Origin of the sequence: Corynebacterium sp. HMSC30G07, from assembly GCF_001806945.1 — a bacterium.
GTDB lineage: Bacteria > Actinomycetota > Actinomycetes > Mycobacteriales > Mycobacteriaceae > Corynebacterium > Corynebacterium riegelii.
In genome coordinates this window covers 1-14,823 of the sequence record NZ_KV786444.1, presented here as the reverse complement: position 1 = coordinate 14,823, position 14,823 = coordinate 1, and the positions used below count along the sequence as shown (strand labels likewise).

Genomic DNA, 14,823 nt, shown 5'->3' with positions numbered 1-14,823 from the left:
ACTATCCCCGGTTTGGCAGATATTCGCCGCAATCGCTCTGCGGTATAGATGGCACCAACCACGAAAGCGGCCACACCACCGACACCAACCAAGGAGCACACCCATGGACGAGCAGGCGAAACTTGAGCGCGTATTCAACTACCGCTTCGGCGACATTTACGCCAACTACCTGGCCAAAGTGGAGCGCAAAGGCCACACGCGCGAGGAGCTGGATGACATCCTCGGGTGGTTCACCGGCCTCGATTCGGACGGGCTGGAGGCCGCCCATGACTTGTCGCTACGAGACTTCTTCAGCCAGATCTCCCTCCACCCCAACACGGACCTGATCACGGGCACGGTGTGTGGCGTGCGGGTCCAGGAGGTGGAAGATGCGTTGATGCAAAAGATCCGCAGGATGGACTTGCTTATCGACGAAATCGCCCGCGGCAAAACCCCCACCCACATCAAGTGCTAAATCAAGTGCTAAATGCGTTCAGCCAACGCCAACACATGCTCTTTTGCATGAAGGGCAGAGACGGATTCGATCTGAAAATCCGACCAGTTTTGAGTGATCAGGTCAAAGGTTTCGTATTGTTCTCGTGTATTGGGCGGTGCATAGATGACTGAAACGGGAACGTTGTTCGGAAGCGTGATGGACTCGCCCCGGGAGTCGAGTTGGCCACCGTTCTTCCGTAGGTTGAACACTCGCATGGTCCAGGCGTCTACGCCTTGGAGCCGCCTCGGGTCAGGATCGATGTTGAACGGAACGGTTCGGACCAGCTCTTTAACCTCGTTGTCATCAATCAGAGCAAGATCCGTTCGGACGTTCACACCAGCAAACGTTGTGGTCGGTTGGCGACGCAGCAAGGCAGCGACCTGTGGAACGCCTTCGTATGCGCGCCACACTTTTTCTTGGAGTCTTTGCTGCGGAGTCTTGTGGGACGCAGGTGTGCTGCGGATATACATGCTGAACAAGTAGTCAACGACTTCGCCGAGCTCCATATCGACGGCCAAAGTGCGATCACTTTGAACCTCCACAAAGTTATTCCAACGCTGATTTGCGGTGTTCAGGAAAGTGCGGATCTCCGTGCTAGGTCCGAACTGGAGAATTGGCTGATCAGAAACGAGGGGGGTCAATTCTTCGCGAAGCGTATCCAGAACTGTACGTGCTGCCGTTTTGGCTGCGTCTGACATGCCGTTGGTGCGGAGGTCGCCGGTTGAAATGATTCGCGCCGCTGAGGCGCCGTCTTCGCCCTCTGCAACAACGCCGATCCCCTGCCGGTCTAATAACGACGGGTCATGCTGGAGAGTCAGCGTCCAGTAGCGGAATTTCATAGCACCTCCTTCAAACGTGCAGCATCTCTTGCCGAAGCCGCTCGATGGTGTACTCACGGCGGTCTAAGCAGTATTGCACCAAAATTTCTACCTGATGGTGTGGGACCTCCCATTCTTCAGGAATTGCACACAGAACGTCCACTTTGAGATCCGGACTCAACGAGGCAACCGCATCCAATGCTTCACACCAGAAATGTTTGGGGATAGCTTGTTGAGGGTGGCCAATCTCGGTTCGCCCATAGAGCTCTGATGACGGGGCTAATACCCACAAAGACTCGTCGGACCCGAACCACATCCCGTGGTCGACGGAATAAATACGCATGTCATCTGAGGTGTCATGAATAACCTGCAGGTCTTTGGCGTTGCAGAGTATCCACAAGGCAATCAGTCGGGGAATCCTCTCCTCATTGCCGTCTCGACGTGTGAAACGAATTTTTTCGGAAGCATCCCAAATGTCCGCGAAGTGAAATAGCTTCGACCCAAAAACCGGCAAGCTTTGAACTATGTTGGTTACGCCAGCCTGCCCAGGCGGGGTAGGCGTTCCTACAAGTTCAGGCGGAACATCAATGAGTGACCAAGGCGCGACTGGTGCTCCTAAGGCATCTCCGATTACTGAGCAAACGACCTCATTAATTGTGGATTGTGGTCCATGATCGTTATGCAGTTGCTTGCACCAGTAGTAGTCTCCGGAATCTGTAAGAGCAAGGAATGGACGGGTTCCGGTATTCGCAGTCTTTGTAACCGAAACTATCGCTGGTCTCGGTGTATCGTTTTGCAAATAAACTCCCCCTTACAGCCGGTGCCATTCACTTGTCGTGCATTCTCCATAAACGATAGTCGCTAAGTATGGCCGTTATCGGCCATTGTGGAAAGACACTGACACACCTCCCGCAAACCTCAGCAGTTCACCGCACAGGGCGAATGCCTATTTGACACAACCACACTCTGGAAAGCATGGTTCTGATTCCTCGGACCTCGGGTAGAGCTTTTTTGGATTGCGGCAGCATGTTGCCAAACCGGGGATAGCTGCCACGGCTGGCAGCGGGCTCACAGTTTCGGGCCCATTGCGGCAACTATCCCCGGTTTGGCAGATATTCGCCGCAATTGCTTTGAGGAACCACCCGCATCAAGCGCTAACCCGCACCTCCGTTGCCCCGTAGGCCTACCCGATGACAGGGCCTAGCATTAACCGCAAACTGCAAAACCGAAACTGCAAAGCTAGGAAAAGTGCAAAAGTTAGCGCGCAAAGTGCAACTTAAACTTGCAAAATTGCCTATTTGGCAAGTTTAAAAGTGGAAAAGATGCAGGTAGGCAAGGTTGTAAAGTGTAAACACAAAGTGGCAATAAAGTGCTAAAAAGTGTTAAAGCAGCTCACGCATCTGCACTCTAAACAGCTACAAGCAACTACCGTGCAGCGTTCGCCAACGCACCGTTGGGGTTGTACGGGCTGAAGAACCCATACAGTCCGAGGAGGATAGCGCCGATGACAAGAAGTCCGATGACGCTTCCGGCTTCGCTGCTGGCGTCAGTCTTCTTTTTCATGAGTGACATCGTATGACGCTCGGACGCCACCCTCTGCAAAACAGGGAAATAGATTCCAAAGGTCTTCGCCCTTTCCGGCAAACCGCCAAACTTACGGCCATAAATGTGGTTGTTTGTGCCTTCTCGTGAGCATCACTCGCGACCTTGAACCTGCCCATGCTCCCAGTTGTCATCTGGCGCACTAGCACACAACGCAAAAATCGCGGTGAGTAGAGACAATCGACCTGTACAAACGCCGGCCCAAAATCATTGTCTGCTAGTGGCGCACCCAGGGATGCGTCCGAGGCACACACCCAGATCCGCTCCCAGTAGCCCGGCCCGATCCAGGATCTCCCGCTTAGTCCCCGAACCTGACAATCACCTGTCAGCCAATGCAACTATCCCCGGTTTGGCAACATGCTGCCACAATTCCAAAAAGCTCCTCCAGCACCCCGGCCCCCAGCACCACACAGCCCAAAACGGCAGCCGACCTCAACCCCAGATCCCAGCGAAGGCTTCCTGCGCGAGCGCCCAGTCCAGCGACACTCGCTCCTGCTCAAGCCTCCGATTACCGCGCGTGATCAGGAGCCGTCGCGCGTTTTCTTCCTCCTCGGTAAGGAAAGGTAGGTGTCGGGTGGCGTCGCCGGGATCATCAACTGACAGGTGCAGAAACTTCGCAACGGTAGCGCTATCCATCGCAACGCTCTCTACCTGCCCGAAACCAGCACCAGCAGCACCAGCAGCACCAGCAACGCCAGCACCCATGTGGCTGCGCAGTGCGTTCAGAATGGCGTAGCCATCCGCATCCGCATCGCCCCAGTACAGCACCTTGCCGCCGCGGACCCAGTCAAGGGAAGCTAATTGCGCTCCGCTGTAGCCCGCGCCGAACACCAACACGGCGTTAGAACCAACAGGCGCTTGCGGCAGCGCAAGGAACGTCTCTTTGTTCTCCACAATCACAACCGTCAGGCCCAAAGGAAGCGGCAAGGCGTTGAACGGAACTGCGATGTCAAGAAGATCCGGTGCGGGGGCCAAAGAGGGGTCGAGGAAGCGGAGGCGGAGGGTGGCGTCGGTAAGCGAAAGGCCCAAAGTGGCCAGACCGAGCGGCTTGAGCAAACGCAACAGGAGGCTCTGGTGGCTCTCGACCCATTTGGTGTCAACGCCTTCAACGGGCACGGCGCGCGGGCGCAGACCGGAAGCGGGGTGCGTATACATCCAGGTCAGAGTGTTGGTAAGGCGGGTGAAGTCCAAATTGTCCAGCGACAGCCAAGTGGAGTGAGTGCGCGCAACGGTCGCACGAAAGCCGGGGAAGCCCGGCGAACACGGGAACAATCCCACAAGTTCAGCAAACCGGGAGCGCGCCAACGCCAACGTAGAGGCCTGCCCGGTGAGCTCCGCAACCCGCTCCCAACTGCCAATATGCACACGCGCCGGGACCCGCTGCTGGCCTAGGTGCGCCCAGTGGCGAGTAACCCACTCCACCTCCGTCTGAGGCTCGTACGCCTGCCAGGCGCGAACGAACTCGGTTGCCACTAAGGGCTCCGCTAGCACTTTCTTCGCGGTTGGCGGGTGCAGCGGGATCGACTCGGGCAGCGCCGAACCCAAAAGCGCACGCTCAATGTCAAGGCGCAACGGAAGCTGGTCGGGTAAACGCATCAGAAACTGACCAACCTGCTAACCACCGTGAGTGTCAATGAATTCGAACGTGGAGCGCGCCTGTGGCGTTTCGGCGTAGTTGACCACAATCGTGCCGTCCACATAGGGCGATAGTGTCTTGATCAGCTTCATCGGAGTCGCCAGAATCATGTGGAAACCGAAGCGGGTGAACACGTCCATAGCGGTGCGGGTAAAGGTGGGGTCGGCGCGATCGAAGGCCTCATCAAGCACAACGGTGGCGTATGTGGGAACGTCCGCATCCACCCCGGCGAGGCGGTAGCGCAGCGCCGCAGCCAGGCAGAAGAACATAAGTTTCTGCGCCTGCCCGCCGGAGAGCGACGCGGAATCAACGTGGGTGTTGTACACCTCACCGTCGGCATCAATTTCGTTGCCCACAAACTTCACGTGGCGGCGGGTGTCCAGGACGAGGTTGCGCCAGCGGGTATCGGCACGCTCCGAGGAGGCGAGGCGGTCCATGATTTTCGCCAGCCGATGGTAGCGCGCAATCGCTTCGGTTTCGTCGGCTGCGCTCAAACTGCCGGCGGTGGCTTCGCGCAGGTCTTGCTGGAATTCGCGAACTTCAGGCCCGCGGTTGTCGCGTACCTCAATCTGCAGATACCTCCCGCCGCCCTCGGGGGTGTATTTCGAGCGCATCAGCGAAGCATTGATCGGGCCCAGGTTGGTTTCAATGTCACCCTTCGCCCGCGCGAGCTGCGTGGAGATGTGGCTGAGGTGCATGACGGATTGGCCGTTGAGCAGCTCCAGGAACCGGCCGCGGAACTCCGGCAGGCGGTCCGCACGGAGCGCTTCCAGGCGGTTGATGGCCTCACCCGCAAACTCCGGCTCGGCACGCAGCTCCGCCGATTCAGAGGGCCACCCGGCCAGGTAGCTGGTCAAAATGTTGCCAATCTTTGTGTTTGCACTGGTGATCACTTGTGCGTTGTGTTTGATGGTGGCGTCGAGTTCGGACTGCACCTCGTCTGCAAGCGAACCGATGTTCTCGCGCGTAAGCCGCCGCTTGCGGCTTTTCAGCTTGGCCTCCAGCTCATCAAACAGCGCCTGGTCCACCGCAACGCTGGCGCGCTCAACCTCCGCCAGCCGCGCCTGATCTGCGGCAATGCTGGTCTCCGCGACGGTGATCTGCCGCTGCACCTCACGCAGCTCCTCCTCGGTGGCCTGCAGGCTGTCACACGCGTCCTCGTAGGCACGGCTCAGCTCGCGCACCTCGGGTGAGGAGGTCGCAAGCTCCAGCTCAGCTCGCAGTTGAGCCAGTTGCTTCTCGACGCCCACGTAATCCACCTCATCCCACCCCGTCGAAGCAATCACCTTCACCTGATCCAGACGATGTCGCAAGCTCTCGCGCTTTCGCTGCAGATCCCGCTCCAGGTTGTGGGCAGCAGTTGTTGCCTGGTGCGCCTCTTTCAACGAGGTACGTAGCAACTCCACCTTCTTGTTGTTGGAGGAGCCCAAACGGTAATCACGATGCTGCCCAAGTGGGCGGCGATCGTCCTTGATGTAGCGGGTGGACCTTGTGCGGTCGCGGACGTTGCGCTCCAAACCGTCGATAGTTGCCGCGCGCTGCGTCTGCTGCTCAAGTTCCTCAACGGTGCGCACCAAGGCGTAATCAAACGTGCTGGCCAGCATCTGTTCCAACCAGGGCCGCATTGGACTGTCCACCACCGCGACTTTGTGAAACAAGCTGGCTGAGTTCTTTGGCCGTCTTGGTGGCGCCGCACCAGTCGGCACCGTGCGGTACTCCAACCTGCGGCCAAGCCGGCGGCTATTGACCCAACTGTTCACCGCGCGCTCATGCTCCTCCGGCACCAGCAGCGTGATGGCAAAGTTGGACAACAGGCGCTGGATCACCGGCTCCCACTCCTCCTCCTGCTTCAACACGTCTATCAGCTCACCCACAAAGGGCAGCTCCTGCGTTGTCAGGTTGATGTCCGCGCACATCTGCGCGCGCAGATCAATGAATCCCTGGTCGATGTTGCTGGAACGCGCACTTAAGCCCTCAAGCTCCTGCTGGATTGCGCGCTCCTGCTGCTCGCACTGCTGTTTCTGTGCGCGGGCGTCGGACCACGTTGCGTCCAGTAGCTCGCGTTCTGCGGGTGCCTCTTCAATCTCACGGCGAGCTTGCGCTTTGAGTTCCGCAAAGGTTTCCGTGGTTAGCTCGTCCACGTCCAGTATCTGCTGCAGCTCTTTCGCCTTCGCTGTGCGCGTTGCAAGCTCTTGCTCCTCCCGTTGGATGCGCTGGCGAAGCGGCGTCACAGCGTCGCCTGTGCGCCCCTCCAACTTGGCGTATGCGCGCTGCACCGCCTCCTGTTGTGCTTGTTTGCGCTGGGTAAGTGAGCTTTCTTGCACCTTGACAGCTTCGCGTTGGGCTTGGTGGGTCGTGATGGCGTCGCGAAGCTCGGCAGCCTCAATCGCCCTGCGTACAGACGGCAACGCTGCCGCCAGCGCCTCCGCGTGCCCGCGCGTAGCCTGCGCCTCTTCTAACGACGCCTGCAACCCCGGCAATGGCGCCAACGCCTCAATCTGGCGGTTCAGATCTTCCAGACGCTCGTAGGCATAGCGCAGATCACCATGCGTAGCCACCGCCTCCCTGGCCAGGTCGAACGTGATGGGCTGCTCCAGCATGTAATCACGAAACAGCTCATCCATACTGCTCAAAGACTTCGCCGACTGCGTACGGTGCAGCAACATCTGGGCGTCTTCACTATCAATGCCCAGGCGCGCACGGAAACGGTTGGCGAATACCGAATACTGATCTGTAAACGTGACGCCGTTGCTCGGCGTCTTGAACTTCTGCTCAAGCTTGCGCTTATCCAGCGAGTTCACCAGGTGCGGCATGAACGCATCAACGTCCACCTCGTCCGGGAAGATGCCGTAAAGCGTCCGCACCTGGGCCTCGGAGTTTTGCCCTGCGTTGAGACGAAAAATTGCCACCAACGTATACGTCTCGCTTGGGCTGTGATACGTCATTGCAACCACCGTCGCGGTTGCACCTTCGCGCAGGTACTGACTGCGGATCTCACCAGTAGTGGGGTCCTCGCTCCTGCGCCACGCGCCACGAATGTACGACACCCTGCTACGGCCCTTGTCGCGCATGGTGTCCTGCTGCGCCGCCGCGTTGTAACGGATCTTGGACTGAGGAACCAGGATGGTCGAAAACGCGTCGATCAAGGTGGACTTCCCCGAGCCCGACGCACCCGTGATCAAAAAGCCCTTCTGGCCTACCGGGATGTCAAAGTAGCCGTGGAACGTTCCCCAGTTCACAAGCTGAACTCGTGCCAACTTGAATTGTTCGGTCACTGCTCTTCTCCCTCGGGTTCATTGCCAGCGTTGGCTCCAGCTAGCCGTAGGTACTCCTCGCGCAGCGCGTACACCGTATCCGCATCAAAAATGTGGCGAAGAACTGGGGAGACCACGTAGCGCCCTTCCGTTTCTGTCTCCGTGAGCAGGCTGTACTTGTTCTTGATGGCGTTGATCGCCGCATCAAAACGACGCTTAAACCCAGCCTCATCACGGTTATCCACCGCCCGGACATACCCGATCGCCGTGTAGAGCTCATCTTCACCAACCACCACGCGCTCCCCCGGCGTACTCATACCCAGTTCGTGGCGAAGCTGCAGCAAAACCGCCGTCTGCAGGTGCGTCAAGGAATCCGTACGCAACACCGGCGGGACGTGCACGTCGTCGTTGTCGGGGCGAACGTGGCGGGTAAACGCAATGCCGGCTTCCTCATCAATCACCAGCTCCAAAAACACGTCATGCAGCCAGCTGCGCAACGCCTCCTTGTCGCTCAAAATGGCGTTCCACGTGTCCTTCTTGCGGTCCGCGCTAATCAGCGGACCCTTCAACAAATCCACCAACGCGCGCCGGGACTCATACGATAACGTCCCCGTATCTCCACTCCACAGTGCTTCCGTCATCGCATTTCCTCCACTGATGTGGTGTCGAAGGTGAACAGAGGCAACGTCGCTAAGCGAACTGCCCCATCGTCCTCCTCAAAACGAACCGATTCCCTGCCATCAAGCTGCACCCCGAACCGCATGGCCAAATAAACCAAACCCACAACCGAGGCCAAACCCTGCGTCGCCGGATGGTGCTCCAATACATCCGCAATAGAAGGTTTGCCTAGCTCAGCAACCGCATCAGCAACAGCGGCAGACAGCTCCTCAAGATCAATCTCAGACTCACGCACCAGCTCAAGCAACGCCTCTGCATCCCCCTCGCTGGCCTCAAAACGCTCCACATCCGACGTAATCACCTCCGCCCCCGGATCCGCCAGCTTCATCTGTGCAACAGAACTGACCGCCATACCAATACGCTGCAACGGCGTTTCCATCCGCTTGGTTGGCGACAACTCCTCAGCCTCCGCCGCCTCCGCCGCAAGCCTGCGCGTATCGCGCAACAGCTCAATCATCCGACGATCCTCAGCAAACTGCTCACTGGAAACATAATTACGCAAATTGCGCGCAAGGCGGGTCATCATGCGGTTGACCTCATAACCAGCGTCTTCAAGATTGCGGAACAGATTCCTAAACTGCGAACGGGTTTTGGAATCCATCACCTCCGGACCAACCCGCTGAAGAATCTCCCCAATCCATGACTCCACCCACGCGCCATGCTCCGAATCCACAACCAGCCGATAAAACCCGTTGAAGCTGCGCCCCGCATCCGACTCCGAAATCACGTCCACGCCCGCGAAAATCTCCGCTAGCACATCACCGCGACTGCCCTCCGGGTCCAGCAACTGCCTGCGCAAATCCAGATTCAGCACCTCCAACTGATGCCGCACACGCGCAAAATCACTCGGGATTGCAGAGGCCATGCCCAAAATATCGCCCACCCGCTCCTGCACACTCGCATCCGAAGGCAGCTCAAACACGCCGCGCTCCACATCTGCAATCATTTCGTCCACCCGTTCACGCTGCCTCCGCAGGTGCTTCAGGCGCGTTGAAATGTCCGGGTCTGTGTCCCTTGCCAGGTCTTGGAGGGCATTGCTTATCGACGCCACCCTACTCGCCGTCACCGCCGAATACGGACCCCCAACCCGATCCATCATCTGCAGCGCAACCAGGCCGTCCTCGCTCGGCTCCAGCGTCTCACCCGTGACCTGAGTGCCAGATTTTCGAACGAGCCAGCCCGCTTTTACCCAGTCGTTGCAATATGACTGCGGACTCTTCGGCAGATCAAACGTGTCGCGCAGCAGTGCAAAGTCGGCCGCCATCAGCTCGTACACTTCCCCGGCGGGTCTTGGCTCGGCGCCGCGCGGGAAGTACTCCGCGATCATGGCGAGGACTACGGGCGCGTTGTCGGCGTGCAAGAGGCGCACCGCCGCCGACTGTTCTTTCTGACGCTTAAATGTCAGCGCCCGTGCCTGAAGAGCCATACGCCGATCCTATTTGCCGCGCAGTGCTAATGCACCTTGGGTAGATCGCGGATCCCGGACCCGGCCCAGGCCTTCAGGACCTCGGGTAGTGCTTTTTCGGATTGCGGCAGCATGTTGCCAATTCGGGGATATCTGCCACGGCTGGCAGCGGGCTCACAGTTTCGGGCCCATTGCGGCAACTATCCCCGGTTTGGCAGATATTCGCCGCAATTGCTTCGAGGTGCCACCCGCATCAAGCGTTAACTCGCATGCTGCAGAGCTGCCGCGGCCCCGCAACAGCTCCACCGAACCCTTATTAACTGAAAAACCAAACCTGCAAAACTGGGCAAAGTGCAGCAAAGTGCAAAAGTGCAAAAGTGGTCGGCAAAAGTGCAACTTAAACTTGCAAAACTACCTATTTAGCAAGTTGCAAAGTGGAAAAGCTGCAGGTAGACAAAGCGTCAAAGTGTAAAAACAAAGTGGCAATAAAGTGTTAAAAAGTGTTAAAGCAGCCCACGCACCTGCGCCCTAAACAGTTACACGCAACTATCGCGCCGCGTTCGCGAAAGCGCCGTTGGGGTTGTACGGGCTGAAGAACCCGTAGAGCCCAAGGATGGTAGCTCCGATGACAAGAAGTCCGATAACGCTTCCGGCTTCGCTACTTCTTCTTCATGAGTGTCATCGCATGACGTTTGCACGCCATCCTCACCCAAAGCAGCAAAATAGCTTTCAATGATCTTGGCTCCAGCATCGCTTGCGCCTGTGGGTCCAGTTTTCGTCTGGCCACTAGCACACAACCCAAAAACTGCGATGAGTAGAGACAATCGACCTGGGGAAACGCGGGGCCAAAATCATTGTCTGCTAGTGGCGCACCCGAGGCGCACCTGTCAGTCAATGCAACTATCCCCGGTTTGGCAACATGCTGCCGCAATTCAAAAAAGCTCCTCCAGGCATACAACTCCCCCAGCGCCACACAACCCGTGAAAGCCTCGGACCAACACGCTGATGTGGCCCACGCCTCGTATGGAACGTAAGGTGAGCCTGTTCAAGGCGAAAGCCGCAAAGAAGGACCCAAAGAAGGACCTAGAGAAAGAAGGTGACGCATGCAGATCGAAGTTGGTCTGGTGAGCTCAGTAGCGTTGACGCTCTTGCTGTTGTTGTTTGGCGCGTGGGCTGCGAGGAGCTGGAGAATCTTCAGCAGGTTCGCAATCCCGGGGCCTGTGGTTGGCGGCTTCCTGTTCGCGCTCGTTGTGTTGGCATTGCGTGAGTGGGGCTCGATCGAACTCACGATTGATACCACCCTCCAATCCCCTGCGATGTTGGCATTCTTCACCACGATCGGTCTCGGTGCGTCGCTAAGCCTGATCAGAACCGGCGGCCGAGTCCTTGTGGTGTACCTGGTTGCGTGCTGGACTGTGGCAATTTTCCAGAACCTCGTCGGCATCGGTTTGGCAAAAGCGCTAGGGATCAACGAGTTGCTGGGCGTCATGGCTGGTGCGGTATCGCTTGAGGGTGGACACGGCGCGGCGGCAGCGTTTGGTCCAACGGCTGAAGAGCTCGGCGCCCAGGGCGCGACTGCGGTAGCGATTGCTGCGGCAACGTTTGGCCTGATCGCGGGCTCGCTGATTGGCGGTCCGCTGGCCACGTGGTTGATTAAGCGGAACAGGCTGGCCGTTGAAACGCGAGATATCGGTGATGTGCAGGAGCGCGGCGTGGACAACACGTCCGAGGTCAACGAGGGCTCGGTGGTTGCTACCGCTGCTGTGATCGGCGTGGTTGTGGTCATCGGTGTGTACCTGGGCAAGCTTTTCGGCGAGTGGACGGGGTATTCGCTGCCGGGATACGTCGGTGCGATGTTGATCGCGATCATTCTTCGCAACATCAACGACGCCGCCGGCTGGGTGGAAATCCACGGCAAGACGCTGAAGCTGATTTCAGATGTGTCGCTGGGCTTCTTCCTTACTCAGGCCATGATGAGTCTGAAGATTTGGGATCTTTATGATCTCGCCCTGCCGCTGCTGGTCATCTTGTTGGTCCAGGTAGTTGTGCTTGTGGCGTTTGTGGCGCTGGTTGTGTTCCGCATTCTTGGCAAGAACTACGACGCCGCCGTGATCTGCGGCGGCATGATGGGCCACGGCCTCGGCGGCACCCCCAACGCGGTGGCCAACATGGATGCGGTTGGCCGCAAGCATGGTTTGCAGTCCAAGGTTGCGATGGTGGTGGTTCCACTTTCGGGTGCTGTGCTTATCGACGTCGTCGCGCTCCCCTGGATCGTCTTCTGCCTCAACTGGGTCGCCTAAGCCCCAACCGAAGATCTTCGCCCTTTCCGCCCAACCACCAAACTTAAGGCCATAAGTTTGGTGGTTTGTGTCTTCGTGCCAGCATCGCTGGTGCCTGTAAGTCCAGTTTTCATTTGGCCACTAGCACACAACGCAAAAACCGCGATGGGTAAAGACAACTGACCTGCACAAACGCAAGCCCAAAACCATTGTCTGCTAGTGGCGCACGCCGGGCAGCCCGTGTCCAACCTGCAAACCTGGCAATCACCTGTCTACCAATGCGACTATCCCCGGTTTGGCAACATGCTGCCGCAATTCAAAAAGCTCTCCCAGTACCCCGGCTCACAGAAACCCTGAAACCCAAAGCCCTCACTATTCGGAACGTACGCACCGATACCATGGAATCTAGAACCCAACGCGCCCAAAACGAGCTAGAATCGGTGCGCTCGTTCCGTTAGCAAGCAGGGCCAAGCAGAGAGGAGACTCCGCATGGACGTCGGCGAGCTTGGGGCTTTTGTTCGGGCTCAGCGCAAGCGCATCGGCCTGACGCAGGTAGATCTTGCGGACCTTGCGGGAGTGTCGGACCGTTTCCTGCGTGAGCTTGAAAAGGGTAAACCAACTGCTGAAGTAGGCAAGGTGATCACCGTGTTATCCGCGCTTGGATACGATTTGGAGCCGAAAGTCCACCGGGGTGATCTGCTGTAATCGCTATCAACCTGGCAATCACCTGTCAGCCAATGCAACTATCCCCGGTTTGGCAACATGCTGCCGCAATTTCAAAAAGCTCCCCCAGCACCCCGACCTGGCCCAGTACCCCGACTCAAAGGACCTCGCAACGTCAGGACTGGCGACGCAAACATGCAAGAATCGAAAGATGCAGAACTATTGCATCTTTCATGAAGCGAATTATGATGGGTGCATGCTTCTAGACTTCACGGTTGCGAACTTCCGCTCCATCTATCAGCCTGCCTCGCTGAACATGGTCGCTACCCGTGAGCAGCACTTACGTGATCGAAATCCAGTATTGGTGCAGCGTTACAAGAAGACAGTCAATCCCATAGCGGGCCTCTTTGGTGCGAATGCTGCGGGGAAGTCTAACTTCCTCAAAGCGATGCAAACGCTGAAGGAATTGATTTCGAATCCGCCGCGCCCGAACGAATCTATGCCGTACGATCCTTTTGCTTTGGATCGCTCCGCCTCTCAGCAGCCAACAACGTTTGAGCTGCTCTTTGAATGGGGCGGAATGATGTACGAGTACATCCTTTGTTATGACTCGAACTCTGTGGTTGAGGAATACCTGACCAAGCTGCTTTCTCGTACAGACCAAGAGATATTCGTCCGGGAGAGGGGCGTGTTTGCGTTCCCATATCTTGATTCGCAAGATGACGCTGCGGAAAAGGCGGCGGAAAAGGTGAGGACGCTGCTTGAAGCGGTACCGACAAAGGTGCCGTTGGCTTCGTATGTGGCGGAGGTGAACTTTGGCGGGGACGTTGATAAGCAAAAGCTCGAACCGCTGCTGGCAGTGAGCGAGTTCCTCAAGACAGTGCTGGTAGTGCCGGCGGGCGCAGTGGATGTAGCGTCGGAGCAGTTCGGTGTTGGGGACTGGCAGGAAGCCATCACGCAGATCGACGCTGGCATTGCCGGCGTCCATGCAGAGGAAGTGGAACCCTCCGCAATGGGTGTGAGCGCTGAACTTTTGCGCGAATACCGGCAAGCACTCGAGCAGTACCCGGCCCCAATTGAGGCGGAGAATGAACACGGTCGATTCCGGGTAGCGCTGAATGGTGGCAACCTGGTGGTCTACCGGATGACGCTGGAGCACGTTAACGGCACGAACACGCCCGTGCGTTTGAAGTGGGCCGATGAATCCGACGGCACGAAGGCTGCAGCACGCCTGCTGGAACTGGTTTCCGTCCTGGCGGACGGGGGAACGCACGGCGTGCTTATGGTTGATGAACTTGACCGTAGCTTTCACACCGAGCTATCCAGGGCGCTGATCAGAGGCTTCCTCAACACATGCGGGCCGGACAGCCGGGCGCAGCTGATTTTCACCACGCACGACCTGCTGCTTATGGACCCTCAGATGCTGCGTCGTGACGAAATCTGGCTCGTAGAAAAAGACCACCGCGGCCAGACCTCCGCAACCGCGCTTTCCGACTACGACGGTGCACGCAAGGACGCCGACCTCCGAAAAAGCTACCTCCAAGGGCGCTTCGGGGGTGTCCCCGCGCTGGAGCCGCTGGAGTTTGTGCATGGCTAGCCGGAGGAAAGGCGCTTCAGCCCGCGCACTGCTTCCTTGCTGCTAGACGACAACGCAAAATCCGCCAAATGTATTCACACCTGAGCTGGAGGTTTGGGGGCTGGATTTGAAAGTCGTCTAGCAGGATCTCGCCCGCGTTACGCTCTGACCCTCGCCTGCTCCCTCGAACATGCCCCACGGCCCCAGTTTTCATCTGGGCACTAGCACACAACGCAAAAACCTCGATGAGTAGAGACAATCAACCTGGGGAAACGTAGGCCCAAAATCATTGTCTGCTAGCAGCACGCCCGTGGCGCACCCGAGCGCGCATTCAGGTACGCTCTCAGCAACCCGGCCAGGCCTTGGAACGCCCGCCCAACCCCCAAACCTGGCAATCACCTGGCAGCCAATGCAACTATCCCCGGTTTGGCAACATG

General features: G+C 57.9%; 11 protein-coding genes. 4 read left to right on the top strand and 7 right to left on the bottom strand.

Annotated elements, in window-relative coordinates:
• Positions 1 to 103 precede the first annotated feature (103 nt).
• Positions 104 to 454 carry a DUF2200 family protein gene (locus HMPREF3104_RS00350; protein WP_070493095.1) on the top strand — a complete coding sequence of 117 codons (351 nt, stop codon included), beginning with the start codon at positions 104 to 106 and terminating at the stop codon, positions 452 to 454.
• 8 nt (positions 455 to 462) lie between these two features.
• On the opposite strand, the gene HMPREF3104_RS00345 is transcribed toward HMPREF3104_RS00350, so the two are convergent.
• The 7 genes from HMPREF3104_RS00345 to HMPREF3104_RS00315 all read right to left on the bottom strand — a co-directional run bounded on the left by HMPREF3104_RS00345 (position 463) and on the right by HMPREF3104_RS00315 (position 9,889).
• The gene (locus tag HMPREF3104_RS00345; RefSeq protein WP_052205727.1) at positions 463 to 1,314 is read right to left on the bottom strand and encodes a hypothetical protein; all 852 of its coding nucleotides are present in this window, start codon (positions 1,312 to 1,314) and stop codon (positions 463 to 465) included.
• A gap of 10 nt (positions 1,315 to 1,324) precedes the next feature.
• Positions 1,325 to 2,092 (bottom strand): HipA family kinase, encoded by a 768-nt coding sequence (locus HMPREF3104_RS12880; protein WP_371441026.1) that lies wholly within the window; start codon positions 2,090 to 2,092, stop codon positions 1,325 to 1,327.
• A 626-nt stretch (positions 2,093 to 2,718) separates the two neighbouring features.
• The gene (locus HMPREF3104_RS12380; RefSeq protein ID WP_157045353.1) at positions 2,719 to 2,856 is read right to left on the bottom strand and encodes a hypothetical protein; all 138 of its coding nucleotides are present in this window, start codon (positions 2,854 to 2,856) and stop codon (positions 2,719 to 2,721) included.
• A 471-nt stretch (positions 2,857 to 3,327) separates the two neighbouring features.
• Positions 3,328 to 4,491: a DUF3322 domain-containing protein gene (locus HMPREF3104_RS00330; protein WP_070493089.1), complete on the bottom strand. Its 1,164-nt coding sequence runs from the start codon at positions 4,489 to 4,491 to the stop codon at positions 3,328 to 3,330.
• Between the two features lie 18 nt (positions 4,492 to 4,509).
• Positions 4,510 to 7,806, bottom strand: coding sequence for an ATP-binding protein (locus HMPREF3104_RS00325; RefSeq protein ID WP_070493086.1), 3,297 nt, complete (start codon positions 7,804 to 7,806; stop codon positions 4,510 to 4,512).
• Entirely contained in the window at positions 7,803 to 8,426 is a 624-nt protein-coding gene (locus HMPREF3104_RS00320) for a DUF4194 domain-containing protein (RefSeq protein ID WP_052205732.1), read from the bottom strand. The genes HMPREF3104_RS00325 and HMPREF3104_RS00320 overlap by 4 nt, the downstream gene beginning before the upstream one ends.
• Entirely contained in the window at positions 8,423 to 9,889 is a 1,467-nt protein-coding gene (locus HMPREF3104_RS00315; protein WP_070493083.1) for a DUF3375 domain-containing protein, read from the bottom strand. Before HMPREF3104_RS00315 ends, HMPREF3104_RS00320 begins: the two co-directional genes overlap by 4 nt.
• A gap of 1,082 nt (positions 9,890 to 10,971) precedes the next feature.
• Here HMPREF3104_RS00315 and gltS point away from each other — a divergent pair.
• The 3 genes from gltS (at position 10,972) to HMPREF3104_RS00295 (ending at position 14,407) form a co-directional block, all read left to right on the top strand.
• Positions 10,972 to 12,168, top strand: a complete 1,197-nt coding sequence (gene gltS / locus HMPREF3104_RS00305) for a sodium/glutamate symporter (RefSeq protein ID WP_070493077.1) — start codon at positions 10,972 to 10,974, stop codon at positions 12,166 to 12,168.
• A 468-nt stretch (positions 12,169 to 12,636) separates the two neighbouring features.
• On the top strand, positions 12,637 to 12,852 hold the full coding sequence (locus HMPREF3104_RS00300; protein ID WP_070493074.1) for a helix-turn-helix transcriptional regulator: 216 nt from the start codon (positions 12,637 to 12,639) through the stop codon (positions 12,850 to 12,852).
• 214 nt (positions 12,853 to 13,066) lie between these two features.
• Positions 13,067 to 14,407: an AAA family ATPase gene (locus HMPREF3104_RS00295; RefSeq protein WP_070493196.1), complete on the top strand. Its 1,341-nt coding sequence runs from the start codon at positions 13,067 to 13,069 to the stop codon at positions 14,405 to 14,407.
• Positions 14,408 to 14,823: the final 416 nt, after the last annotated feature.